The following is a 25223-nucleotide window of genomic DNA, read 5'->3' on the forward strand; positions in this document are numbered from 1 at the left end:
GCGAACCTGCCTGCCGGCTGTCAGGAGGGTCCGGCCTCCGCGGCCGCGGCGAGCCCGGCCATGGAGGTGAAGTGGTAATCGGGCTTCGTGAACTGCGCGGGCTCGATGGTGCCGCCGTATCCCGGCTGGGCGTGCCTGCGCTCGATCCAGCAGTTGGTCATGCCAAGGCTGCGGGAGACGCCGATATCGTGATACTGGCTCTGGGCCACGTGCAGGATCGCGTTCTTGTCCGCGCCTTCCTGCTCCACAAAGCGGAAAACCTGCTCGAAGAAGGCCGGGTCCGGCTTTTCCGATCCCGTGTCATCGGTGGTGAAAGCCGCATGGAAGGGATAGCCGAGCTTTTCGTTGAAATGCTCGAAGGCCCACCGCTGCGCATTGGTCATGGCGATCAGGCGATAGGTCTTCTTGAGCTCCGCCAGTGCTGCAACGCTGTCGGCAAAGGGCTGCCAGTCCGCCACTGCTTGCCGCAGGCGTTCGCCATGCGAAGGGTCCGGATCCAGGCCCAGCTTGGGCGCGATGACCGTGTAGACGCGGGCGAGATCATCCGGGAAGAGCTGCGCTTCCGGCATGTAGCGGGCAGCGCGGTAGTGGGCGAGGGCCTCCTCTCCGTCGAGGCTGACGCCCTGATCTGCCGCAATCTGCGAAAGGGCGGAGATTAAGCCGCCTTCAAAGTCGATGAGCGTCCCGACGACATCAAATGTCATATAGCGGAACGACGCGAGAGGCTGTGCCGTCATTCTGAGTCCCGTATTGCCGCAGAAGCTGCGGCGTCCTCTGGTTGGTTTCCGGCATTTTCTGCCAATTTGTTGGCCCGGTCTGTTTTGCGGGCTTGGCTCGCATTTTGTATGCTTTGCCTTGATTTCTGCAGATCAGTTTGCGGGTCTTTTGCGCGGCATATGCTCCGAATCCAATCGTGCTTCGGCACAATCTGCTGTTTTATGGCATTTTGCCGTGCATGGAGCTTCAGTAGCCTCTGGCGCGGTCGATCAGTCCCGGCACCGGCAATCCCGCCCGATGCGCCCGGATTCCGGCGATCACATGCCTTGCACCATCATCCGCGCGCGTCTGGCAGGCGACATGCGGTGTCAGCACAATCTGCTGGTGCTGCCAGAAGGGATGCTCTGCGGGCAGCGGTTCCGGGTCCGTCACGTCGACCCAGGCATTGGAGAGCTGGCCGCTGGCGAGTGCGTCCAGCAGGGCATCGTGATCCAGCTGGCGCCCGCGTCCGGCATGAACCAGCGCCGCACCGCGCGGCAGCTGCGCGAAAAGCTGGGCATCCAGAAGACCCGTTGTCTCGGCCGTCAACGGCAGCAGGCAGATGAGAATATCCGTGCGGGCGAGAAAGGCGGGAAGGTCCGTGAAGGTGTCGACGCCCGGAATATCCTGCGGGCTGCGGCTCCACCCGGCCAGCGGAAAGCCGAAGGGGGCAAGGGCTTCCAGCACTGCCTTGCCCAACTGGCCAAGGCCCATGACGCCCACCCGCCGCTCTCGTGCCGGGACGTTGCGTCCCGCTTGCCAGAGGCCGGCGGATTTCTGGCTGATGTAGCGCGGCAGGTCCCGGTGCAGGCCAAGGACGGCGAGCGTCACATATTCCTTCATCTGCTCGGCAAGGCCGGGCTCCAGCATGCGCACCACGCCCACCTGCGGCGGCAGGCCGGCAAGGTTCAGCTGGTCGACGCCCGCGCCCACCGAAAACAGCAGCTTGAGATTGGGATAGAGGGTGCCGACATCCTGCGGCGCCGTCCAGGCGACGAGATATTCCACCGCCGCCGGATCGGGGGCTTTGTCGCGGTGGAAGGGCAGGGCGGGCAGTTCGGCGGCAAAATGCGCGGCGAATATCTCGCCGCGCTTTGCCTCTGAGGTGTAGAGGACCGCCACCGGGTCAGGCCATCGCCGCGCGGACGTCCGGGTCCGCCAGGGTCTGGTCCAGCGTCAGCTTTGTGCGCTCGACGATCTGGGCAATCTCGTCTTCCGTGCAGCACAGCGGCGGGGCGTAGCCGAGCACGCCCTGCGCAAAGGCGCGGATGACGAGACCGTTCTCCCACGCCCGGTCAAAGATGCGGGTGGCAGGCTTGGCGGCGGCGGGGAGCGGCGTCTTCTTCGCCTTGTCGGTGACGAGTTCCACGGCCGCCAGCATGCCGCGCCCACGCACCTCGCCCACCAGAGGGTGGTCTGCCAGCGAGGCAAGGCCCTGCTGCAGCAGGTTGCCCATCTTCACACCGTTGTCGAACAGGCCGTTTTCATAAAGATCCAGCACCGCAAGGCCGACCGCCGCGCTGACCGGATGGGCGGAATAGGTGAAGCCGTGGCCGATGGCGGCAGCGCCTGCCGCATCCGCCATCACCTGATACATGTGGTCGGACAGGAACACTGCGCCCATCGGCACATAGCCGGAGGTGAGGCCCTTGGCGGTGGTCATCATGTCCGGCACGATGCCTTCCTCGAGGCAGGCGAAGATGGGGCCGGTGCGGCCGAAACCGGTGATCACCTCGTCGGCGATGAACAGGATGCCCATCTCCTTGCATGCATCGCGCATGGCCTTGACCCAGCCCTTTGGCGGCACGATGACGCCGCCCGAGCCCTGGATCGGCTCCAGATAGAAGGCCGCGACCTTCTCTGCGCCGCCCAGTTCCGCGACCTTGGCCTTCAGGGCATCAAGTGAGGCCGCGATGATCGCCTCAGGGCTGTCACCCTCCGGATTGCGGTAACTGTAGTGCGAGGGGATCTTGTGCTGCCAGGTGTAGGGCACGCCGAAACCGGCATGGAAGGCGGGCAGGGCGGTGAGGCCGGAGCCAACGGTGGTGGAGCCGTGATAGCCCTGCTCGACGGAGATGAAATGCTCCTTCTGCGGCTGGCCCTTGGCCTGCCAGTAGTAGCGTACGAAGCGGACCGTGGTGTCCACCGCATCCGAGCCGCCGAGCGTGAAATAGACATGGCTGAGATCGCCCGGCGCATGTTCGGCAAGACGGGAGGCAAGGCGGATTGCCGGTTCCGAGCCGAGGCCGAAGTAGCCGGTGGCATAGGGCAGCTCGCGCAGCTGCTTCGTGGCGGCCTCGATGATGCTTTCATGCCCGTAACCGGCATTGACGCACCACAGGCCGGCAAAGCCATCCAGCAGGGTGCGGCCGCTGGCGTCGGTCACCGTGGCGCCCTTGGCGGATTTCAGCACGCGGACACCGGCGGCCTCGTGGCCGCGCCAGCTGGCAACCGGATGGATGAGATGGGCACGGTCGAGTTCGACCAGCGAGTTGGCAAGCATGGGAATGTCCTTTCTGCTCCGGCCGGCTCTTAGGCCACCGGACTGTCCGTTCAGCCGAGCGCCTGTGCGGCGAGGGCAAATGTGTGAACCGGGCCGGCAGCTTCGCTGGTGGCCCCAAGGCGCATGGGGATCCCTCCGCCCGCATGGGCCAGGCCATGCTTTGCCAGCCAGGGGGCAAGGCCGGTCTCGGCGCCCGTGTCCACCCGAAGGAAGCGGCCTTCGCATTCCTTCAGGATATGGGACAACAGCAGCCGCGCCTGATCCGCATCGCGCGCGATGACGGGACCGGCCACCTCGCCGCGCCCGAACGGGCGCAGCGCGGCATAGGCGGTGATCTGGCCGTTCTCGCGGATGACGAAGATCCGGCCGAGACGGAACAGCTCGCTGATCAGCGCGGTCCGGTCCATGCCGGTTGCGGCCTTGTCGAGCTGGGCCAGAACAGACGCATCTTCAGGACCGGCGGGATGCAGCCCGTCAGCGCCTTCTGCAGCAAGGGCCGGAGCATTTTCCGGTGCATTTTCCGGTGCCTGGGCGATGCCCTGATGCTGGAAGATTTCGCCCACTGCACGGAAGCCGAGCTTTTCATAAAGCGGCAGGCCGTCCTTCGTTGCCACCAGCCGCCATTGCTTCGGCTGGATCAGGCTCATGACGCTGGTCATCATCTTGCGGCCAAGGCCGCGCCCGCGCATGCGCCCATCGACGATGATCATGTTGATGGTTGCCGCATCGCCGAAGAGCGTTGTCAGGGCCGTTGCGACGACCTCGCCATTCTCGATGGCGACGGCGCCTTTCGACAGGCTGTGGAAGAGGCTCCAATCCTCAGCCCGGTGAGGCCACTTTTCGGCCTGCGACAGGCGCAGTGCCCCGGCGAGGTGGTCCGGTTCCATCGGCTGGATGGTCAGTGTGTCATCGGTCAGCATGTGAACCTGCGCTGGAAGACTGGTGATGTTCTCAGCCTATGTCCCATCCGGGCAAACTTGCCGCCCTTGGCCTCTGTGCTGGCGGTATCTTCCGCTGTTCGCCGGGTGCTTAAAAGCATGATCTGCCACGGAGGCGGGAAGAGGAGGGAGGCGGCCCGGGGCGCCAGATGGCCGTTGCGCAATAAGGTGCCGTGGAGCCCTTGTGATACGGCGGAATGTGCTTTGGGACGGCGCGAAAGCGGCGAGGGCTTTTTTGCAGGCTGTCTAGGATAGATCAGCAGGCAAGCGATGACCTGCCTCAGCCTTCTTCCTTCCGGCACTTTCAGCACGGGGACCCAAATGACCTTCCGCCCGAAATTCGTGACCTTCGACTGCTACGGCACATTGATCAACTTCGACATGGCAGGCGCCGCGCGCCGCATCTATGGCGAAATGCTCGACGAAGCGAAGATGAACGTCTTCATCCGCGACTTCTCCGCTTACCGGCTGGATGAGGTGCTGGGCGCCTGGAAGCCCTATGCGGATGTGGTGCACAACTCCCTCAAGCGCACCTGCAAGCGCAATGGCGTCACCTTCCGCGAGGAAGACGCACTGCGCATCTATAATGAAGTGCCGACTTGGGGCCCGCATCCCGATGTTCCGGAAGGCCTTGCCAAACTGGCCAAGGAAATCCCGCTCGTCATCCTCTCCAACGCCATGAACAGCCAGATCATGTCCAACGTGGAGAAGCTCGGCGCGCCCTTCCACAAGGTGATCACGGCAGAACAAGCCGGCAGCTACAAGCCGCAGATGAACGGCTTCGAATATATGTTCGACGTGCTCGGCTGCGGCCCGGAAGACATCACCCATGTGTCGTCCTCCTTCCGCTATGACCTGATGACCGCCTATGATCTGGGCATCAAGTCCAAGGTCTGGGTCAACCGCCAGCACGAGCCGGCCAACCCCTTCTACGAATACACCGAAATCAAGGGTGTTTATGACCTGCCGGGCGTGTTCGGCATCTGAAATCCGGCTGTGATCCGCGCAAGCTCCGGGAGCTGACCCATGAAATTTGCATCCTACTGGCAGGATACGGCGCCCGCCTTCACCGGCGGCGCCACGGCCGCCCCTTCGGGCCTCTATGATGTTGCGGTGATCGGGGCCGGGTTTACCGGCCTCGGCGCGGCACGCCGTCTGGCCATGGAGGGCCGCCGGGTCATCGTGCTGGAGGCGGCAACGGTCGGCTTCGGAGCCTCGGGCCGCAATGGCGGCCACCTCAACAACGGGGTGGCTCACAGCTTCACCGGCGCCATTTCCACCTATGGGGTGGAGACCGCCAAGGCCATGTACAAGGCCTTTGACGATGGCATCGAGACCATCGAACGCATCATCGCGGAGGAGGGCATCAACTGCAATTTCCGCCGCGCGGGCAAGCTGAAGCTCGCCTCCAAGCCGCAGCATTACGAGGTGCTGGCCCGTAACCTCGAAGCCATCAACCGCACGGTTGATCCCGAAACGGCGATGCTGAGCAAAGCCGAGCTTGCCGGGGAAATCGGCTCGGACATCTTCCACGGCGGCATGCTGCAGAAGAAGAGCGCCATGATGCACATGGGCCGCTTTGCCGTGGGCCTTGCGGAAGCCGCCGCCCGGCATGGGGCGGAGATCCACGAGAACACGCCTGTCACCGGCCGCCGCCAGACGGCTGCCGGCCACGAGCTGGAAACGCCGAAAGGCACCGTGCGTGCAGCCAAGGTGGTGCTGGCGACTGGTGCCTATACGCCCAAGACCTTCGGCTTCTTCCGCCGCCGCATCGTGCCCGTCGGCAGTTTCCTGCTGGCCACCCGCCCGCTGACGGACACGGAAGTGCAGTCGGTGATGCCGGGCAACCGCACCTGCGTCACCTCGCTGAATGTGGGCAACTACTTCCGCCTGGCACCGGACAACCGCCTGATCTTCGGTGGCCGCGCCCGCTTTTCCGCCACCTCCAACCAGACCTCGGACGAAAAGAGCGGCCGCATCCTCAAGGACGCGCTCAAAGGCATCTTCCCGCAGCTGGGGGATGTCGAGGTGGATTACTGCTGGGGCGGCCTCGTCGACATGACCAAGGACCGCTTCCCCCGCGCCGGCGAGGCGGATGGCGTATATTTCGCCATGGGCTATTCCGGCCACGGCGCGCAGATCGCCACCCACATGGGCGAGATCATCGCGGACCAGATCCTCGGCCGCGCCCGCACCAACCCCTGGGCCAGCCTCCCCTGGCCCGCCATCCCCGGCCACCTCGGCCAACCCTGGTTCCTGCCGCTCGTCGGGGCTTACTACAAGTTCAAGGACATGATCGGGTGAGGGGCAGGCGGGAAGCAGGACACTGAAAAGGGCAGGCGCCGAGCCTGCCTTTTTTTATTGTGCCAAGGCCTGCTTGCTCGCGGCTCTCCATCTCTCTCCGTCATGCCATGGCTTGACCATGGCATCCACGCCGTTGCCTTTCATGGCCGCATGATTTTTCTGTAACTATCTGTATTTTCATTCGCTTTTCCGGTCTGAAGGATCAAGTCATGGCATGACGAATACGGAGGGGGGTGGTGAAGAGCGTTCAGGTCAGGTTTTGGCCGGATGGTAATTTAATTGAAATACACGCTTTGATTGCTTTTATAGTCTTCTCCGGCTTCGCAGACGGACGTGCCCCATCTTCTCCGGGGGGGAATGATACGGATTGATTTTTTACGATAATTCTCGTATATTGAGGTTGCGATGGAGTTCAGGGAGGTCAAGCATCGCGTTATCAAAGCCTTGCACGAGGGGACATATCTGCACGCGGCCCGTGGGCGTATCGAGGACAAGAATGCGCTGCTGACCGGTGGCATATCGCCGGAGCAACTGATCCGGATCATCGAGAGATGTAACGGAGCGCACCATCACAGGTCAGTACATCATGAGATCGGCGGACTTGAGGTCCATATCTTCAAGCGCGATGGCTGGTACGTGAAGTTCTATTTCGTCGACCCCGATACGGTTTTCATCAGCGTGCATCTGTCGGAGTAACCAACATGAAGATCTGGCATGCGGGAGACAAGGGCAAGGCAGTGTGCGAGCACTGCCGGCAGATCGTGACAACGACCTTCGGTTATCATGACGTGCCCTTTGAGAGCGGGCACGGTGTGGCGCGGCAGATCATGGCGGCCACCTGCGACAGCTGCGGCACCGTCGTGGCCATCCCGCCGCAGTCCACGCCTGCCATCCGTGATGCGCGGGACCTTGCCACCGAGCCTCTGGAGGTGATGGTGCCCGCACCGTTCCTCGACGCGCTGGATCTGGCTGCTTACCGGATTGATCCAGCAGCTGGCGTGTCCCTGCGCAAGCCGCTGATCACTTACTTCCTGCGCCGGGCTGCCAGTGACGCAGAGGTTCTGGCGCGGCTGTGCGGATATGCGCAAACGCAGCGGGAAATCTGGAAAAGCTGGCGTGACGAGCCGGTGAAACGCATCTCCATGAAGGTCAGCAGCCGAATGCGAGATGAACTGGATAAACTTGCCAGAGAGACTGCGCTGAACCGGACCACCCTCATCAAGTCCATCGTGGCGGATATCACCTCTGAAATCGTCGAACCCGACGAACCCGCCATGCTGCCAGAGTTGCGCCGCATGGCGGCAGCGGTGGCTGCGTGACGGCTGTGTAATGGGCGGGTGCCCCACCGTCTCTCTCTGTCTTGCCATGGCTTCACCATGGCATCCATGCCATTGCCTTTCATGGCTGCGTGATTTTTCTGTAACTATCTGTATTTTCTTTCGCTTTTCCGGTCTGAAACGTCAGGGAATGGATGCCGTGATCAAGTCATGGCAGGACGAAAGAGTAGAGGGGCGAATGACGGAAGTGCTGGCAGCGTCAGAAACGTCTTTGGGCAATCGCCGACTCGGACAATCATCGGCAGACAGATTTGATCACTCAATGACGGGCTGTCTTCATGCCAAGACGTATTGCGCTCTTCTCCTTGCTCGTTCCCGATTATGACGAAGCTCTGAATTTCTTTCTCCGGATAGGCTTCGAATGCCGCGAAGATACCGATCTGGGTAATGGAAAACGCTGGGTCCGGATTGCTCCTTCCGGCGGCGAGACGGAAATCCTGCTCGCCCGCGCCGTGGGTGACAGGCAGTCGGCTGCCATAGGAGAACAAGGGGGCGGACGTGTGTGGCTGTTTCTTGAAACAGAGAACTTTGAAGCCGACTACACCCGAATGCTGGCCGAAGGCGTGCAGTTTGAAGCCGGGCCGCGTGATGAACCCTATGGCAGGATTGCCGTCTGGAACGACCCTTGGGATAACCGGTGGGATCTGATCGAATTCGCCAGGCCGGATCGCGGCGGAACGGTCAGCTGAGACCTGGGTTTTCAATGCCCATGTGGCGCGCATTGGTGCTGCTCAAGCGCCCTCCCATCTCTCTCCGTCATGCCATGGCTTGACCATGGCATCCACGCCGTTGCCTTTCATGACGGTGTGGCGTTTGATGTAGTTGCTGTATTTCCTTGCACCTTTCCCGGTCTGAAGCGTCAGGGAATGGATGCCATGATCAAGTCATGGCATGACGAATGCGGAGGGTAGTGCTGCATTCGTCGCCCCTGAAAACCAAAGGAGCGGGCCGTTGGCCCGCTCCGGTCTTGTCAAAGCCCGCACATGTGGAAGGATTTGGTTTCGAGGTATTCCTCGATGCCGTCGCGGGCGCCTTCGCGGCCGAGGCCGGATTGCTTGACGCCGCCGAAGGGGGAGACGGCCATGGAGATGGCGCCGGTGTTGAGGCCGACCATGCCCGATTCCAGTGCTTCGCCCACCCGCCAGGCGCGGGCCATGTCACGGGTGTAGAAATAGGCGGCAAGGCCGAAGGGGGTGTCGTTGGCGATCCGCACGGCCTCTTCTTCCGTCTCGAAGCGGAAGAGCGGGGCGACGGGGCCGAAGGTTTCCTCGCTCGCCAGCTGCATGTCCGTGGTGCAGCCGGTCAGCACCACCGGGGCGGCGAACTGGCTGCCTTCCGGCGTTGCGGCCCTGGCGGCGACCTTTGCGCCCTTGGCAACGGCGTCGGCCACGTGGCGCTCGATCTTTTCCACGGCGGCGCGGTTGATCATCGGGCCGATGGCAACACCCGCTTCAAGGCCCTCGCCGACCTTCATCGCTGCCACCCGTTCGGAAAGCTTTGCAGCAAAGGCGTCATAGATGCCGGACTGGACGAGGATGCGGTTGGAGCAGACGCAGGTCTGGCCGCCGTTGCGGAACTTGGAGGCGATGGCGCCTTCCACGGCGGCGTCCAGATCCGCATCGTCAAAGACGAGGAAGGGCGCATTGCCGCCCAGCTCGAGGCTGAGCCGCTTCACCGTCGGGGCGCACTGGGCCATCAGCAGGGAGCCAACGCGGGTGGAGCCGGTGAAGGACAGCTTGCGCACCACCGGACTGGAGGTCAGCTCCGCGCCGATCTCCGCCGGCTGGCCGGTGAGGATGTTGATGACACCCGCCGGAATGCCGGCCCGCTCGGCCAGAACGGCCAGCGCCAGAGCCGAATAGGGGGTGAAGTCGGACGGCTTGATCACCACGGTGCAGCCGGCGGCGAGCGCCGGGCCGACCTTGCGGGTAATCATCGCGTTGGGGAAGTTCCACGGCGTGATGATGGCCGAAACGCCCACCGGCTCCTTCAGCGCCAGGATCTTGCGGTCATTGGTGGGGGCCGGGATGATGCCGCCCTCGATGCGCCGCGCTTCCTCGGCAAACCACTTCACGAAGGAGGCGCCGTAGGTGATTTCGCCCCTGGCCTCGCTGAGCGGCTTGCCCTGCTCCAGCGTCAGGATGAGCGCGAGGTCATCCGCATGCTCCTCCATCAGGTCGAACCAGCGCTCCAGCCTGGCGGCGCGCTCGCCATTGGGCACCTTGCGCCAGGCGCGGAAAGCTGTGTCTGCGGCCTCGATGGCGCGGCGGGTGTCCTCTGCCGACATGTCCGGCACGGTGCCGATGACCTTGCCGGTGGCCGGGTTGCTGACGTCGATGGTCTTGCCCGTCGAGGCATCACACCAGACGCCGCCGATCACGCTCTGCTGGCGGAACAGGTCTGCATCCTTGAGACCGGGCAGAAGGTCAGAGATTGCAATTGTCATAGCTTTATCCTCAATCCAGCGCTGCCATCACGGCACGGGTGATTTCATCGGTCTTGTTCTGCCCCGGCACGGTGCCGATGCCTTGCGCGGTGGCCTGTTCCATGGCGGTCATGATGCGGTTGGCAGCTTCTGCTTCGCCCAGATGCTCCAGCATCATGGCGGCGGACCAGATGGCGGCCAGCGGGTTGGCAATGCCCAGATGCGCGATATCGGGCGCAGAGCCATGCACCGGCTCGAACATGGAAGGGGCGCTGCGGTCCGGGTTGATGTTGGCCGAAGCGGCAAAGCCGAGACCGCCCTGGATGGCCGCGCCCAGATCGGTGAGGATGTCGCCGAAGAGGTTGGAGGCGACCACCACGTCGAGGCTTTCCGGTGCCATCACCATGCGGGCGGCGATGGCATCGATATGGTAGTGGCTGACAGCAACATCCGGGTATTCGGCGGCCAGTTCCTTCGTCACCTCGTCCCAGAACACCATCGTGTGTTTCTGCGCGTTGGACTTGGTGACCGAGGCAAGGCGCTTGCTGCGCTTGCGGGCCTGTTCGAAGCCGAAGCGCAGGATGCGCTCGACGCCCGTACGGGTGAAGATGGCGGTTTCAATGGCCACTTCATCGGACGTGCCCTGATGCACGCGCCCGCCGGCGCCCGAATATTCGCCCTCTGTGTTCTCGCGGATGCACAGGATGTCGAAGCCGCCCTTGCGCAGCGGGCCTTCGACGCCGGCCAGAATGCGGTGCGGGCGGATGTTGGCATATTGCACGAAGGCTTTGCGGATCGGCAGCAGCAGGCCATGCAGAGATACCGAATCCGGCACTTTCTGCGGCCAGCCGACGGCACCAAGGTAGATGGCGTCAAAGCCGCGCAGGGTCTCGATGCCGTCTTCCGGCATCATCCGGCCCGTCTGCAGATAATAGTCGCAGGACCAGGGGAAGGTGACGGTTTCCAGCTTGCCGGGCAGGGCCTTGGCTGCCACGGCGAGCGCTGCTTCCGTGACCGGGATGCCGATGCCGTCGCCGGGGATGACTGCAATACGATAGGGGGCCATGTTCTCTCACAGGTCGATGAGCACGCTCTTGGAGCGGCGGTTGGCGTTGTAGGCGTCGCGGCCCGGATCCTTGCGGGTGCCGGAGGACTTGGAGACCCCCGCCAGCAGGATGGAAACGCGCGACCGGCCATAGCGGTTGATCCGGGTGGCGCCGGCCTCGATGTGCCTGAGGCTTTTCAGCGCCCGCGAAACATCGCGGGTATGGCCCCCGGCTGCAAGGCCATAGGTGGGGTGAAAGGACAGGGACACTGCAGGGCTCCGGTAAAACTGGAGCGATCCTAGGCTTCAGGCGGCACAACCATGCGCCATATGTTTGCAGCGCGCGGCCGATTGCGCTGTTCGGGAGCCCTTCGGCGCAATTCTGTGCGGCGGGGGCTTGGGGCTGGTAAAGTCCATCCGCAAGCAGGAGGCCAGCCTGCCGCAGGATATCCTGCGGGGCAGCGTGTCTTCGGCAGGAACTGCGCGGCAAAGCGCGGATGATGGCAGGCAGAGACTTTGTGGACTGACTGGAGAAAATGGGAATGGCGCATTCGGCGGAAGCACTGCTGGCGGATCTGGTTGGCTTCAACGTGCTGCCCGGGGTGGCCAATGGCACGATTGCTGATTATGTGCGCAGCTATCTGGCGGGCCATGGCGTGGACTGTGCCGTGCTGCCGGGGCCGGAAGGCGACCGGGTGAACCTCTTTGCCACCATCGGGCCGAAGGATGTGCCGGGCTATGTGCTCTCCGGCCATATGGATGTGGTGCCGGTGGAGGGGCAGGTCTGGACCGCCGATCCCTTCCGCCTGACCGACCTTGGCGGGCGCCTGACGGGGCGCGGGGCGACCGACATGAAGGGCTTTCTTGCCTGCGTGCTGGCGGCGGTGCCCCTGTTCAAGGCAGCCAGCCTGAAGCGGCCGGTGCATATCGCCTTTTCCTATGATGAGGAAATCGGCTGCCGGGGTGTGCCGCACATGATTGCGGAACTGCCGGAGCTTTGCGCCCTGCCGGCGGGCTGCATCGTCGGCGAGCCCTCGGACATGCGGCCCGTGCTTTCGCACAAGGGCAAGCAGGCGGTGGAAATCACCTTCACCGGCAAGGCGGCGCACAGCTCCCAGCCGGCGCTGGGGGAGAATGCGCTTTATCCGGCGGCAGAACTGCTGCTGTTCATCCGCGATCTCTCGGCGAAGATGGAAGTGGAAGGCCCGTTTGATGCGCGCTTCTCGCCGCCCTCCTCAACGGTGGTGGCGGGGATTGTGTCCGGCGGCAGCGCCGTCAACATCATTCCCGATCTGTGCCGTTTGGCCTTCGAGGTGCGTTCCGTGCCCGGTGCCGCGCCGCAGGATGTGAGTGCAAAGGTGCTGGCAAAGCTTGATGCGCTGCTGGCGCAGGCACAGGCGGAAGGGCGGGCGCTGTCGGCAAGCTGGCAGGAACTGGCGAGCTATCCTGCGCTGGCCCCCACGCCGGATGCAGGCTTCATCACGCTGATCGAGCGGCTGTCGGGCGGCGCAGCGATCCAGTCGGTCAGTTATGGCACGGAAGCGGGGCTGTTTCAGGCCGCAGGCGTGCCGTCAATCATCTGCGGCCCCGGTTCCATCACCCGCGCCCACCGGCCCGATGAATATATCCTGCGCGAGGAACTCGCCGCCTGCATGGCCATGCTGGAACGGCTGGCGGCAGAACTGGCGGGGTAGGGGGCATTGGAAGCCCTGCCTCTCCATCGTCATCCCGGACGCGCCTCCGCGCGATCCGGGACCGGAGAGCCGGGGTGTCATTTGGTTGCCAGCAAGAGCGTTAGCCGATGGACCTTGACTCACCGGTCCCGGATCTTCGCTTCGCTGCGTCCGGGATGACGATCGGGAGGTGGTACGGCCATGGGGGACGGCACAAGGCCGGGACAGCGTGGTGGGTGGTGTATGCGCAGAGTGCCATGTGTGCACAGGGCAACCAGCCCTTAGAAAGCGGCTGACAGTTTCCGAACCGTCAGCCGCGATATCCTTTAGTAGCAAACAACGTAGATCTTGCGCACGGTCTCGATGGTGCGCCAGGTGCCGACGAAGCCGGGCTTCATGACGAAGCTGTCGCCGGCACGGTAGGTGATGGGCTCCTTGCCGTTTTCGGTGATTTCGACGACGCCTTCCAGGATGTGGCAGAATTCGAAGGTCTCGCCCTTGATCGAATGGGTGAGGCCGGGGGTGGCCTGCCAGATGCCGGACTTGATCTTGCCGTCGCGCGACTCGTCCATGGCCCAGGTGGAGAATTCCGGACTGCCGGAAATCAGCCGCTCGGGGGCGGGCAGGGCGTGGGTGGGCTCGAAGGTGGGGTTGTGGTCGATGGTTTTGATGAGGCTCATGACAGGCTCCTGAGGGGGAAGGATCGCTGCCATTAGACCCGCCCGCCGCACGCGGGATCTGCCGTCCGCTGCCGGACAGCAGGAAATTCTGCCGTATTACCCCCTCTGCGCCCAAGATCCTGCGGTCAGATCTTCGCCCGGCTGCCTTCGAGGATGAGACCGGCGATCTTGCTGGCGGCGGGCGTCAGCGTGCTGCCGCTGCGGCGGATGAGGCCGTAGGGTTCCACCTCGATGCCCAGTTCCACGGGCAGCACGCCGTAAACGGTGCCTTCGTCCTGCGCAAAGGCGTCGGCGACGGCCTTGGCGACAGGCGCGATGGAATCGCTGCCGCGGATGATGGCGAGCGTCAGCAGGAAGGAGGCGGTGGAGAGCTGCTGGCGCGGCGGGGGAAGCCCAAGGCTGCTCAGGCGGCGGATGACGGCGCGGCCCAGCACGCTGTCGGGGCTTGGCATCACCCAGTCATGCCGGATGATGTCTTCGAGGGCCGCATTGCCCGACTGCAGAAGCGGATGGTCATGGCGGACCATCAGGCTGACAGGTTCCGGCTCCATCACCTCCATCTCCACCAGCGTGGGATCGCTGATGCCGACGAGGCGCCCCACGGCAAAGTCGATCCGGCCGGCCATCAGCGCCTTGCACAGATTGTCGGACGTATCGACGATCACTTCGATCAGCAGGCCTGGATTGAGCTCCCGCGCCCTCTGGACGGCCGGCAGCACGTGCTCGATGGACGGAGCCGTCACCGAGCCGATGCGCACCTCGCCCTTGCTGCCTTCGGCCAGTTCCTCGATCTCCCGCCCCGCATCATCCAACTCCTGCAGGATGCGGGCGGCACGGCGGGCCAGCGCCTGTCCGCTGCTGGTCAGCGAAAGGCCGCGCCCCTCGCGCTGGTGCACCGGCTGGCCGATGATGCGCTCCACGTCCGCAAGCAGCCGGGAGGCGGCGGGCTGCGTCATCCCCAGAAGTGTTGCGGCGACGCTGACCTGCGGCCGCTCGCCCAAAGTGGCCATCAGCCGAAGATGTGAGAGTTTCAGGCCGCGCTGGTGCAGGCTGCTGGTGCGGAAGGAGTCATTCATATCTGATTTGCTATGTTTGATGGATATAATCGAATTTGACAGTTATGTTTGGCCGGTGCAAGCCTTCCCGCGGTGAATGGACCCCAAGCTGCGGAGAAGCGGCGGGGCCAAAGACCATTTGACGCCCTATGCGCTTAGGGCGGGGGAGGAAACTGATATGAAACTGACGAAACGCGCCTTCATGGCGCTGACCCTTGCTGGCACCCTGCTTGCTGCTCCGGCCATGATGACGTCCAGCGTCTTCGCACAGGACAAGGGGTCCATTGGTATTTCCATGCCGACCAAATCGTCCGCCCGCTGGATTTCCGACGGCAACTCGATGGTTGAGCAGTTCCAGAAGGCCGGTTTCCGCACCGATCTTCAGTATGCCGAGGATGACATCCCGAACCAGCTGGCGCAGATCGAGAACATGATCACCAAGGGTGTGAATGTGCTCGTGATTGCCGCCATCGACGGCACCACCCTGTCGAACGCGCTGGAAAACGCCAATGCGGCCGGCATCAAGGTGATCGCCTATGACCGCCTGATCCGCGACAGCGGCAACGTCGACTATTACGCCACCTTCGACAACTTCAAGGTCGGCGTGCAGCAGGCGGAAAGCCTGGTGAAGGGCCTGAAGGAGCGTTTCCCGGATGCGAAGCCGTGGAACGTGGAACTGTTCGGCGGCTCGCCGGACGATAACAACGCCTACTTCTTCTACAACGGCGCCATGTCGGTTCTGCAGCCGCTGATCGATTCCGGTGAAGTTGCCGTTCCGTCCGGCCAGATGGGCATGGATGTTGTCGGTACCCTGCGCTGGGATGGTGCCGTGGCTCAGGCCCGCATGGATAACCTGCTCTCCGCCAACTATGGCAGCCGCCAGGTGAACGGCGTGCTGTCCCCCTATGACGGCCTGTCCATCGGCATCCTGTCCTCGCTCAAGGGCGTGGGCTACGGTTCCGGCGACCTGAAGATGCCGATCGTTACCGGTCAGGACGCTGAGGTTCCCTCGGTGAAGTCGATGATTGCCGGTGAGCAGTATTCCACGGTGTTCAAGGACACCCGCGAACTGGCCCGTGTCACCGTTGGCATGGCCGAAGCCCTGCTGGGCGGTTCCGAGCCGGAAATCAACGACACCACGACCTATGACAATGGCGTCAAGGTGGTGCCGTCCTACCTGCTCGAGCCGGTCTCGGTCGATGCCAGCAACTATGAAGAGATCCTCGTCGGCTCCGGCTACTACACCGCCGATCAGCTGAAGTGATCTGACATCCGCATGCAGGGCCCGCTCCGCTGAGACCGGGGCGGGCCTCCTGCATCCTGCAAGGTTCCCCCTGCAAGGCTCCTCTGAGAGGTTCGATGGCAACCCTTCTGGAAATGCGCGGCATCTCCAAGGTCTTCCCCGGCGTCAAGGCGCTTGACCGGGTGAATCTGACCGTGGAAGAGGGCGAAATTCACGCCATATGCGGCGAAAACGGCGCGGGCAAGAGCACTTTGATGAAGGTGCTGTCCGGCGTCTATGGCTACGGCTCCTATGAGGGCGATATCATCTATGCCGGCGAAACGCTGCAGATGCGCTCCATCAAGGACAGCGAAGCCAAGGGCATCATTATCATTCACCAGGAGCTGGCGCTGGTGCCGCTCCTGTCCATCGCCGAGAACCTGTTTCTCGGCAACGAGGTGGCCACCAACGGCGTGATCAACTGGCCGCAGACCTTCTCGCGCACGGCTGAATATCTGAAGAAGGTGGGCCTCAGCGAATCTCCGGCCACCAAGGTGGAGAAGCTGGGTGTCGGCAAGCAGCAGCTCGTCGAAATCGCCAAGGCACTGGCCAAGGACGTGCGGCTGCTCATCCTGGATGAGCCGACGGCGGCATTGCAGGAGAACGACAGCCAGAAGCTGCTCGACCTGATGCTGGAGTTGAAGGCGCAAGGGGTGACCTCCATCCTGATCTCGCACAAGCTCAACGAGATTTCCCGCGTTGCCGACCGCATCACCATCCTGCGCGACGGCACGACCGTGTCCACGATCGACCGGGCGGATATCTCGGAAGAGCGGATCATCCGCGACATGGTGGGCCGCGACATGGCGCACCGCTATCCGGACCGGGAGCACAAGCCCGGCGAGATGCTGATGGAAGTGTCGGGCTGGAACGTCTGGCACCCGGAAGTGCGCGAGCGTCAGGTCATTTCGGATGCCGCCTTCACCGTCCGTCAGGGCGAGATCGTCGGCATTGCCGGTCTGATGGGCTCGGGCCGCACGGAACTGGCGATGAGCATCTTCGGCAAGGCCTATGGCCGCAACATCTCCGGCTCTGTCCGCATGCGCGGCAAGGAGGTGGATACCTCGACCGTGTCGAAGGCCGTGGACGCGGGGCTCGCCTATGTGACGGAAGACCGCAAGGAACTTGGGCTGATCCTGGACGAGCCGATCGTGCGCAACATCAGCCTCGCCAATCTGGCAGGCATTGCCACCAAGGGCGTTCTGGACAAGCACCGCGAGAAGAAGGTCGCGGAAGAATACCGCCGCGCCATGTCCATCCGCACCCCGGGCGTACACCAGAAGGCGGTGAATCTTTCGGGCGGAAACCAGCAGAAGGTGGTGCTGTCGAAGTGGCTCTTCACCGATCCGCAGGTGCTCATCCTGGATGAGCCGACGCGCGGCATCGACGTGGGCGCCAAGTTCGAAATCTACACGATCATGAACGAGCTGGTCGCGCAAGGACGCGGGGTCGTCATGATCTCGTCGGAGATGCCGGAACTTCTGGGCATGTGCGACCGCATTTATGTGATGAACGAGGGACGGATCGTCGGCGAGCTCGGCAAGGCGGAAGCCAGCCAGGAGCGGATCATGGCCATGATCCTCAAGACAGTGAACAAGGAAAAGGTGGCGTGATGGCGGGGCAAACGGCATCTGAACGCAAGGATCTGAGCACGCTTCTGGGCGGACATCTCAGGGAAAACGGCATGCTGATGGCGCTGGTTGCCATCGTTGCCTTCTTCACCATCGTGCTGCAGCTCCGGGATCAGCCGGTCAACTTCCTGCAGCCGCAGATCATCACCAACGTGTTCCTGCAGAACGGGCATATCATCGTTCTGGCGCTGGGCATGCTGCTGGTCATCGTTGCCGGACACATCGACCTGTCGGTCGGCTCGGTCGCAGCCTTCACCGGTGCCATCGCGGCCTGGCTGACGGTGCAGCAGGGGCTGCCCTATTACGCGGTCATTCCGCTGACGCTGATCGTCGGCGGCATCATCGGCGCCATGCAGGGCTACTGGATCGCCTTCTGGCGCATTCCCTCCTTCATCGTGACGCTGGCCGGGATGATGGTGTTCCGCGGTGCCACCATGTGGATGCTGGGCGGACAGAACATCGGTCCCTTCCCGCGGGAATTCCAGGCCATGTCCAATGGCTTCATCCCGGATCTCCTGGGCATCGGCCGTCCGCATGGGCTGACGCTGCTGATCATTGCCGTTGCCATTCTGGCTGTGTTCCTCTTCGGCCTGCGGGGCCGGGCACGCGAGAAGCAGTTCAGTGTGGTGCAGGAGCCGATGGCCTTCTTCGTGGGCCGCAATGTGCTGATCGCGCTGGCGCTGGCTTTCGTCGGCTATCAGCTCTCCTCGTTCCGGGGGCTGCCGAATGTGCTGGTGGTGGTGACGCTGCTCACCGTGCTCTACGCCTTCCTGACGGAAAACACATCGCTCGGCCGGCGCATCTATGCGGTGGGCGGCAACGAGAAGGCCGCCAAGCTTTCCGGCATCAAGACAGAGCGGCTGGTGTTCTTCTGCTTCGTCAACATGGGCGTGCTGGCCGCGCTCGCCGGCATGATGGTGACCGCCCGCCTCAACTCGGCAACGCCCAAGGCAGGCACGGGCTTCGAGCTGGTGGCCATCGCCTCGGTCTTCATCGGCGGGGCGTCCATGACGGGCGGCTCCGGCAAGATCATGGGCGTGGTCATCGGCGCGCTCTTCATGGGCGTGATGAACATGGGCATGTCGATCATGAGCATCGGCATCGACTATCAGCAGATGATCATCGGCCTCGTCCTCCTCGCCGCCGTCATCTTCGACGTCTACAGCAAGAACAAGTGAGGCTTTCATGCTGATTTCCCAGCTCCGCAATCCGGATGGCTCCATCTCTGTCGTGGTTCGTGATGGAGACAAGGCCGCAATCCTGCGCGGCACGGCCAGCACCTATGAACTGGCCATGGCGGCCGCTTCCAGCGGACGCGGCCTCAAGGCAGTCATCGAAGAGCGCGGCCTTGGCGAGGACGTCGATCTGGCGCAGGCCGCCGTCGAAGGCCGCCTGATGCTGCCGATCACCCATCCGGACCCGGCGCATCTGCACCTGACCGGCACGGGCCTCACCCATCTGGGTTCGGCTTCGGCCCGCGATGCCATGCATGCCAAGCTCGAAGGCGCCGAGACGCTGACCGATTCCATGAAGATGTTCCGCATGGGGCTTGAAGGCGGCCGCCCGGAAAGCGGCGCTGTGGGCGCGCAGCCGGAGTGGTTCTACAAGGGCAACGGCTTTGCCGCCGTTGCCAGCGGTGAGCCGCTGGAAGCGCCCGGCTTTGCCGAGGACGGCGGCGAGGAGCCGGAGCTTGCCGGCATCTATGTGATCGCCCCCGATGGTACGCCCTGCCGCGTTGGCTGGGCGGTGGCCAATGAGTTCTCCGACCATGTGACCGAGCGGGTGAACTATCTTTGGCTTGCCCATTCCAAGCTGCGCCATGCCTCCTTCGGCCCGGAAATCCTGGTGGGTGACATGCCCGCCGATGTGCGCGGCACGTCCCGCATCCTCCGTGACGGCAAGGTGCTGTGGGAAAAGCCGTTCCTGTCGGGCGAAGCCAACATGTCCCATACGCTCGCCAATCTGGAGCACCACCACTTCAAGTACGGCCTGTTCCGCCAGCCGGGCGATGTGCATGTGCACATGTTCGGCACGGCGACCCTGTCCTTCGCCGATGGTGTGCGCACGCAGGCAGGTGATGTTTTCGAGATCGAGGCAGAAGGCTTCGGTCTGCCGCTCGCCAATCCCCTGGTCTTCGCGCCCAAAGAAACCGGCGCCCTGACTGTCAAAGCACTGTGAGACCGAGATGACCTTCAAACCCGCTCCCTGGCCCCGCAAGCTCCGTTCGCAGGAATGGTTCGGCGGCACGTCGCGCGATGCCATCTATCATCGCGGCTGGATGAAGAACCAGGGTTTCCCGCATGATCTGTTTGATGGCCGTCCGGTCATCGGCATCCTCAACACATGGTCCGAACTGACCCCCTGCAACGCCCATCTCAATGATCTGGCGCAGCGGGTGAAGAACGGCATCTACGAGGCAGGCGGCTTCCCGGTGGAAGTGCCGGTGTTCTCCGCCAGTGAAAGCGCCTTCCGCCCGACCGCGATGATGTTCCGCAACCTTGCGGCCATGGCGGTGGAAGAGGCGATGCGCGGTCAGCCGATGGATGGCTGCGTGCTGATGGTGGGCTGCGACAAGACCACGCCCAGCCTGCTGATGGCCGCTGCCTCCACCAACCTGCCGTCGATCGTCGTCACCGGCGGCCCGATGCTCAACGGTTATTACCGCAATGAGCGCGTCGGCTCCGGCACGCATCTGTGGAAGTTCTCCGAAGCGGTGAAGGCGGGCGAGATGACCGCTGCCGAATTCGCCGAGGCTGAAGCCTCCATGTCGCGCAGCCCCGGCTCTTGCAACACCATGGGCACCGCCTCCACCATGGCCAGCATGGCCGAAGCTCTCGGCATGGCCCTGTCCGGCAATGCCGCCATTCCGGCAGTGGACAGCCGCCGCCGCGTGATGGCGCAGATGACCGGCCGCCGCATCGTGCAGATGGTGAAGGACGACCTGAAGCCTTCCGACGTGATGACCAAGCAGGCTTTCGAGAACGCCATCCGCACCAATGCGGCCATCGGCGGCTCGACCAATGCAGTGATCCACCTGCTGGCAATCGCCGGCCGTGTCGGCATCGACCTGTCGCTGGACGACTGGGACCGCTGTGGCCGTGACATCCCGACGATCGTCAACCTGATGCCCTCCGGCAAGTATCTGATGGAAGAATTCTTCTATGCAGGCGGCCTGCCGGTGGTGATCAAGCGCCTTGGCGAAGCGGGGCTGCTGCACAAGGATGCGCTGACCGTTTCGGGCGAAAGCATGTGGGATCAGGTCAAGGACGTTGTGAACCACAACGAGGACGTGATCCTGCCCGCCGACAAGGCGCTGACCCAGTCGGGCGGCATCGTCGTTCTGCGCGGCAATCTGGCGCCGAAGGGCGCGGTGCTGAAGCCGTCCGCCGCCACCCCGTCGCTGATGAAGCACCGTGGCCGGGCTGTGGTCTTCGAGGACATCGACGACTACAAGGCCAAGATCAACGACGAGGCGCTCGACATTGACGAGACCTGCGTGATGGTGCTGAAGAACTGCGGCCCGCGCGGCTATCCCGGCATGGCCGAGGTGGGCAACATGGGCCTGCCGCCGAAGGTGCTGCGCAAGGGCATCACCGACATGGTGCGCATCTCCGACGCCCGCATGTCCGGCACCGCCTTCGGCACCGTGCTGCTGCACACCTCGCCGGAAGCTGCCGTCGGCGGCCCTCTGGCCGTGGTGCAGGATGGTGACTTCATTGAGCTGGACGTGGAAGCCCGCCGCATTCATCTCGACATTCCGCAGGACGAGCTGGACCGCCGCCTTGCCGCCTGGACGCCGCGCATCACGCCGCCGGACAGCGGCTATGCCATGCTGCACCACAAGCATGTCACGGGCGCCGACACCGGGGCGGACCTTGACTTCCTCAAGGGCTGCCGCGGCGCCCCGGTGGGCAGGGACTCGCACTGATGTCCGCAAGCCTTCCCGTTGCGCTGGTGGGCATCGGCAAGATCGCCGTTGACCAGCATGTGCCCGCCCTGGCCGCCAGTTCCGACTGGCGGCTTGAGGCAACCGTTTCCCGTCAGGGGCAGGTGGACGGCGTGCCGTCCTACCGCGATTTCGCGCAGATGCTGGCGGAGAGGCCCGACATTTCCGTGATTTCCCTGTGCCTGCCGCCGGTGCCGCGCTTCACCTATGCGCAAGCGGCGCTGAAGGCCGGCCGTCACGTGATGCTGGAAAAGCCGCCGGGAGCCACGCTTGCCGAAGTGCATGCGCTGGAAGCTCTGGCGGCCGAACGGGGGCTGACGCTGTTTGCCACCTGGCACAGCCGCATGGCCAATGCCGTGGAGCCGGCGCGCCAGTGGCTCTCCACCCGCAAGGTCACCCGCGCCCACATCACCTGGCGCGAGGATGTGCGCAAGTGGCATCCCGGTCAGGACTGGGTGTTCGAGCCGGGTGGCATGGGTGTGTTCGATCCGGGCATCAATGCCCTGTCGATCCTGACCGCCATTCTGCCCATGCCGGTTCATCTCGTCAGTGCCGAACTCACCTTCCCGGAAAACCGCCAGACGCCGATTGCGGCGGATCTGACGTTTTCCGGCAATGTCTCGGCGGACTTCGACTGGCGGCAGGAAGGCCCGCAGACCTGGGATATCGAGGTCGAGACGGACGCCGGATCGCTGGTTCTGCGCAAGGGCGGGGCGGAGATGGAAACCTCGGACGGTGAACGGATTGAAGGTCCGGACCGTGAATATCCGCGCCTCTATGCCCATATGGCAGACTTGGTGCGTGGCGGAAGACGGGATGTGGACTTGACGCCCATGGTCCATGTGTCCGATGCCATGACCCTTGGACGGCGGCTTGTGACCGAGCCGTTCCACTTCTAATCAAAGAGAGAGATCATGCTGACCGGAAAGCACCTGATCGCCGGAGCCTGGGTTGCAGGTTCTGAAGTCTTTTCCTCCTCGCCCGTCACGGGCGAGCCCCGCCAGTTCGCCGCTGGCGGCCCGGCGGAGGTGGATGCAGCGGTGAAGGCCGCCGAAGCAGCTTTTGCCGCCTATGCCGCAACCTCGCGTGAGGAGCGCGCCGTCTTCCTGGAGCGCATCGCCACGGAAATCGAGGCACGCGGCGCGGAGATCACCGAAGTTGCGACCGCCGAAACCGCGCTGCCCACCGCCCGCCTTGAGGGCGAGCGCGGCCGCACCACCGGCCAGCTGCGCCTGTTTGCCGCCCATATCCGCAAGGGCGAATATCTGGACGTGCGCAAGGACGCGGCCCTGCCGGACCGCGCACCGCTGCCGCGCCCGGAAATCCGCCTGATCCAGCGCCCCATCGGCCCGGTGGCCGTGTTCGGTGCCTCCAACTTCCCGCTGGCCTTCTCCACGGCCGGTGGCGACACCGCCAGCGCGCTGGCCGCCGGCTGCCCGGTGGTGGTCAAGGGCCATCCGGCTCACCCCGGCACGGGCGAGCTGGTGGCGCAGGCGATTGATGCGGCGATCAAGGCCTGCGGCATGCCGGCCGGCGTGTTCTCGCTGGTGCAGGGGCCCTCGCGGGAACTGGGCGAGGCGCTGGTGCGCCATCCGCTGATCAAGGCTGTCGGCTTCACCGGTTCGCTGGGCGGCGGGCGTGCGCTGTTCGACCTGTGCGCCGCGCGCCCCGAGCCGATCCCCTTCTTCGGCGAGCTGGGCAGCGTCAACCCGGTCTTCGTTCTGCCCGCAGCCCATGCGGCACGCGGCGAGGCGATCGCCAAGGGCTGGGCCGGAAGCCTGACCATGGGCGTCGGCCAGTTCTGCACCAACCCCGGCCTTGTGCTGGTCATGGACGGGGCAGGGGCGGATGCCTTCATCGCCACGGCGGAAGCAGCCCTCAAGGACGTCGCACCGCAGACCATGCTGACGGACGGCATCGCGTCGGCCTTTGCCGCTGGCGCTGAAAAGATCGCCGCCACGGGCGCTGCCAAGGCGCGTCTCACCGGTTCCTGTCCGGCCCGTCAGGCCGCACCGCACCTGTTCGAGACGACCGGCGCGCAGCTTCTCGCCAATCCGGCACTGACGCATGAAGTCTTTGGCCCGCTCGGCATCATCGTGCGCGTCAAGGACAAGGAAGAGCTTGCCCGCATCGCGGAAAGCTTCGAGGGCCAGCTGACCGTGACCCTGCAGATGGATGATGGCGACGTGGAACTCGCCGCCAGCCTGATGCCGGTGCTGGAGCGCAAGGCAGGCCGCATTCTGGCCAACGGCTTTCCGACAGGTGTGGAAGTCTGCGATGCCATGGTTCACGGTGGCCCCTATCCGGCCTCGACCAACTTCGGCGCCACCTCGGTCGGCACCATGGCCATCCGCCGCTGGCTCCGCCCCGTCAGCTACCAGAACCTCCCCGAAGCCCTGTTGCCCGCAGACCTGCGCTGATCCGGCAAGAGGTTCCCTGAATCACCTGGCCCCCGGCGAGCAATTGCCGGGGGCTTTTGTTTGAGCGGCTTCTTCCCGCCTTCCATTGTTTTTCGTCATGCCATGGCTTGACCATGGCATCCATCCCCTGACCTGCCGGGTTGGAAAAAGTGTAAGTGAGTACAATTAGTTAATCTTACGTCACGCCGTCTGGAGAGGGTGCGGCGTGGATGCCATGATCAAGTCATGGCATGACGAAGATGGTGGGGCTGGTGCGCTTTTCTCAGGCTTGGTTCTCATCCCTCATGCAGCGGATTTTGGCTTTGTGGAGCAGGTGATGGTGCCGGGGAAGAGCGTGCCGGTCTTCCTCAAACTCTCATTTCTCCGTCATGCCATGGCTTGACCATGGCATCCATTCCCTGACTTGCCGGGTCGGAAAAGTGTAAGTGAGTACAATGAGTTAATCTTACGTCGTGCCGTTTGGAGAGGGCGTGGCGTGGATGCCATGGTCGAGCCATGGCATGACGAAAACGGTGGGGCTGATGCGCTTTTCTCAGGCTTGGTTCTCATCCCTCATGCAGCGGATTTTGGCTTTCTGGAGCAGGTGATGGTGCCGGGGAAGAGCGTGCCGATCTTCCTCAAACTCTCATTTCTCCGTCATGCCATGGCTTGACCATGGCATCCATTCCCTGATTTGCCGGATCTGGGAAAGTGCAAGTAAGTACAGTGAGTTCAGCTTGCGCCGTGCCGTTTGGAGAGGGTGTGGCGTGGATGCCATGGTCGAGCCATGGCATGACGAAGGAGGAGGGGCTGGTGCGCTTTTCTCAGGCTTGGTTCTCATCCCTCATGCAGCGGATTTTGGCTTTCTGGAGCAGGTGATGGTGCCGGGACAGAGCGTGCCGGTCTTCCTCAAACTCTCCTTTTTCCGTCATGCCATGGCTTGTCCATGGCATCCATTCCCTGACTTGCTGGGTCGGTAAAAGTGTAATTGAATACAATGAGTTAAGGTTACATGGTGTGGTTTGGAGAGGGTGTGGCGTGGATGCCATGGTCGAGCCATGGCATGACGAAGACGGTGGGGCTGATGTGCTTTTCTCAGGCTTGGTTCTCATCCCTCATGCAGCGGATTTTGGCTTTCTGGAGCAGGTGATGGTGCCGGGGAAGAGCGTGCCGGTCTTCCTCAAATCCTCATTTCTCCGTCATGCCATGGCTTGACCATGGCATCCATTCCCTGACCTGCCGGATCTGG

At 63.6% G+C, this 25223-nt stretch carries 25 protein-coding genes and 1 pseudogene; 17 read left to right on the top strand and 9 right to left on the bottom strand.

Annotation, left to right across the window (positions count from 1 at the left end):
• Window positions 1–20 precede the first annotated feature (20 nt).
• From AC0CMF_RS23055 to AC0CMF_RS23070, 4 genes are all read right to left on the bottom strand, one after another.
• A complete protein-coding gene (locus AC0CMF_RS23055; protein ID WP_374630825.1) occupies window positions 21–737 on the bottom strand; it encodes an HAD-IA family hydrolase in 717 nt (238 codons plus the stop codon).
• A gap of 226 nt (window positions 738–963) precedes the next feature.
• Window positions 964–1878 carry a 2-hydroxyacid dehydrogenase gene (locus AC0CMF_RS23060; RefSeq protein ID WP_374630823.1) on the bottom strand — a complete coding sequence of 305 codons (915 nt, stop codon included), beginning with the start codon at window positions 1876–1878 and terminating at the stop codon, window positions 964–966.
• 4 nt (window positions 1879–1882) lie between these two features.
• Entirely contained in the window at window positions 1883–3259 is a 1377-nt protein-coding gene (locus tag AC0CMF_RS23065; RefSeq protein WP_374630821.1) for an aspartate aminotransferase family protein, read from the bottom strand.
• Between the two features lie 50 nt (window positions 3260–3309).
• Entirely contained in the window at window positions 3310–4176 is an 867-nt protein-coding gene (locus AC0CMF_RS23070) for a GNAT family N-acetyltransferase (RefSeq protein WP_374630841.1), read from the bottom strand.
• Between the two features lie 342 nt (window positions 4177–4518).
• On the opposite strand from AC0CMF_RS23070, the gene AC0CMF_RS23075 reads away from it, so the two are divergent.
• The 5 genes from AC0CMF_RS23075 (at window position 4519) to AC0CMF_RS23095 (ending at window position 8527) form a co-directional block, all read left to right on the top strand.
• A complete protein-coding gene (locus tag AC0CMF_RS23075; protein WP_050474851.1) occupies window positions 4519–5184 on the top strand; it encodes a haloacid dehalogenase type II in 666 nt (221 codons plus the stop codon).
• A gap of 39 nt (window positions 5185–5223) precedes the next feature.
• The gene (locus tag AC0CMF_RS23080; RefSeq protein WP_374630819.1) at window positions 5224–6501 is read left to right on the top strand and encodes an NAD(P)/FAD-dependent oxidoreductase; all 1278 of its coding nucleotides are present in this window, start codon (window positions 5224–5226) and stop codon (window positions 6499–6501) included.
• 405 nt (window positions 6502–6906) lie between these two features.
• Window positions 6907–7197, top strand: a complete 291-nt coding sequence (locus AC0CMF_RS23085) for a hypothetical protein (RefSeq protein ID WP_122520719.1) — start codon at window positions 6907–6909, stop codon at window positions 7195–7197.
• Window positions 7198–7202: 5 nt separating this feature from the next.
• Window positions 7203–7820 (top strand): hypothetical protein, encoded by a 618-nt coding sequence (locus AC0CMF_RS23090; protein WP_122520718.1) that lies wholly within the window; start codon window positions 7203–7205, stop codon window positions 7818–7820.
• Between the two features lie 296 nt (window positions 7821–8116).
• Window positions 8117–8527 (top strand): VOC family protein, encoded by a 411-nt coding sequence (locus AC0CMF_RS23095; RefSeq protein ID WP_050474802.1) that lies wholly within the window; start codon window positions 8117–8119, stop codon window positions 8525–8527.
• A gap of 281 nt (window positions 8528–8808) precedes the next feature.
• Here the strand turns inward: AC0CMF_RS23095 and AC0CMF_RS23100 are convergent, their stop codons facing one another.
• From AC0CMF_RS23100 to AC0CMF_RS23110, 3 genes and pseudogenes are all read right to left on the bottom strand, one after another.
• Window positions 8809–10284: an NAD-dependent succinate-semialdehyde dehydrogenase gene (locus AC0CMF_RS23100; RefSeq protein WP_374630816.1), complete on the bottom strand. Its 1476-nt coding sequence runs from the start codon at window positions 10282–10284 to the stop codon at window positions 8809–8811.
• Window positions 10285–10294: 10 nt separating this feature from the next.
• Window positions 10295–11329: a tartrate dehydrogenase gene (locus AC0CMF_RS23105; protein WP_058899104.1), complete on the bottom strand. Its 1035-nt coding sequence runs from the start codon at window positions 11327–11329 to the stop codon at window positions 10295–10297.
• 6 nt (window positions 11330–11335) lie between these two features.
• Window positions 11336–11581 (bottom strand): annotated as a pseudogene (locus AC0CMF_RS23110) (aldehyde dehydrogenase family protein); the annotation flags it as partial.
• Between the two features lie 269 nt (window positions 11582–11850).
• Between AC0CMF_RS23110 and argE the strand changes: the two are divergent.
• A complete protein-coding gene (gene argE, locus AC0CMF_RS23115; RefSeq protein ID WP_374630813.1) occupies window positions 11851–13002 on the top strand; it encodes an acetylornithine deacetylase in 1152 nt (383 codons plus the stop codon).
• Between the two features lie 305 nt (window positions 13003–13307).
• On the opposite strand, the gene AC0CMF_RS23120 is transcribed toward argE, so the two are convergent.
• Window positions 13308–13661 carry a cupin domain-containing protein gene (locus AC0CMF_RS23120; protein WP_050474810.1) on the bottom strand — a complete coding sequence of 118 codons (354 nt, stop codon included), beginning with the start codon at window positions 13659–13661 and terminating at the stop codon, window positions 13308–13310.
• Window positions 13662–13786: 125 nt separating this feature from the next.
• Window positions 13787–14737 carry a LysR family transcriptional regulator gene (locus AC0CMF_RS23125; RefSeq protein ID WP_050474811.1) on the bottom strand — a complete coding sequence of 317 codons (951 nt, stop codon included), beginning with the start codon at window positions 14735–14737 and terminating at the stop codon, window positions 13787–13789.
• A gap of 157 nt (window positions 14738–14894) precedes the next feature.
• Between AC0CMF_RS23125 and chvE the strand changes: the two genes are divergently transcribed.
• The 11 genes from chvE to AC0CMF_RS23180 all read left to right on the top strand — a co-directional run bounded on the left by chvE (window position 14895) and on the right by AC0CMF_RS23180 (window position 25189).
• Complete coding sequence (gene chvE, locus AC0CMF_RS23130; protein ID WP_122520712.1) at window positions 14895–15980, top strand: multiple monosaccharide ABC transporter substrate-binding protein; 1086 nt, start codon at window positions 14895–14897, stop codon at window positions 15978–15980.
• A gap of 95 nt (window positions 15981–16075) precedes the next feature.
• Entirely contained in the window at window positions 16076–17611 is a 1536-nt protein-coding gene (mmsA, locus tag AC0CMF_RS23135) for a multiple monosaccharide ABC transporter ATP-binding protein (RefSeq protein ID WP_050474813.1), read from the top strand.
• Window positions 17611–18807, top strand: a complete 1197-nt coding sequence (mmsB, locus tag AC0CMF_RS23140) for a multiple monosaccharide ABC transporter permease (RefSeq protein WP_374630810.1) — start codon at window positions 17611–17613, stop codon at window positions 18805–18807. Before mmsA ends, mmsB begins: the two co-directional genes overlap by 1 nt.
• A 7-nt stretch (window positions 18808–18814) precedes the next feature.
• A complete protein-coding gene (gene araD1 / locus AC0CMF_RS23145) occupies window positions 18815–19807 on the top strand; it encodes an AraD1 family protein (RefSeq protein WP_374630808.1) in 993 nt (330 codons plus the stop codon).
• A 7-nt stretch (window positions 19808–19814) separates the two neighbouring features.
• The gene (gene araD / locus AC0CMF_RS23150; protein WP_374630806.1) at window positions 19815–21557 is read left to right on the top strand and encodes an L-arabinonate dehydratase; all 1743 of its coding nucleotides are present in this window, start codon (window positions 19815–19817) and stop codon (window positions 21555–21557) included.
• Window positions 21557–22474, top strand: coding sequence for a Gfo/Idh/MocA family protein (locus tag AC0CMF_RS23155; protein WP_122520707.1), 918 nt, complete (start codon window positions 21557–21559; stop codon window positions 22472–22474). Before araD ends, AC0CMF_RS23155 begins: the two co-directional genes overlap by 1 nt.
• 15 nt (window positions 22475–22489) lie before the next feature.
• Window positions 22490–23995 carry an aldehyde dehydrogenase (NADP(+)) gene (locus AC0CMF_RS23160; RefSeq protein WP_374630804.1) on the top strand — a complete coding sequence of 502 codons (1506 nt, stop codon included), beginning with the start codon at window positions 22490–22492 and terminating at the stop codon, window positions 23993–23995.
• Window positions 23996–24200: 205 nt separating this feature from the next.
• Window positions 24201–24377 carry a hypothetical protein gene (locus AC0CMF_RS23165; RefSeq protein ID WP_374630802.1) on the top strand — a complete coding sequence of 59 codons (177 nt, stop codon included), beginning with the start codon at window positions 24201–24203 and terminating at the stop codon, window positions 24375–24377.
• Between the two features lie 93 nt (window positions 24378–24470).
• Entirely contained in the window at window positions 24471–24647 is a 177-nt protein-coding gene (locus tag AC0CMF_RS23170) for a hypothetical protein (protein ID WP_472482478.1), read from the top strand.
• A gap of 94 nt (window positions 24648–24741) precedes the next feature.
• Window positions 24742–24954, top strand: coding sequence for a hypothetical protein (locus AC0CMF_RS23175; RefSeq protein ID WP_472482479.1), 213 nt, complete (start codon window positions 24742–24744; stop codon window positions 24952–24954).
• Window positions 24955–25012: 58 nt separating this feature from the next.
• Window positions 25013–25189, top strand: coding sequence for a hypothetical protein (locus tag AC0CMF_RS23180; RefSeq protein WP_472482480.1), 177 nt, complete (start codon window positions 25013–25015; stop codon window positions 25187–25189).
• The last annotated feature ends 34 nt before the right edge of the window (window positions 25190–25223 follow it).

It is taken from the genome of Pannonibacter sp. CBAS1226 (genome assembly GCF_055685825.1).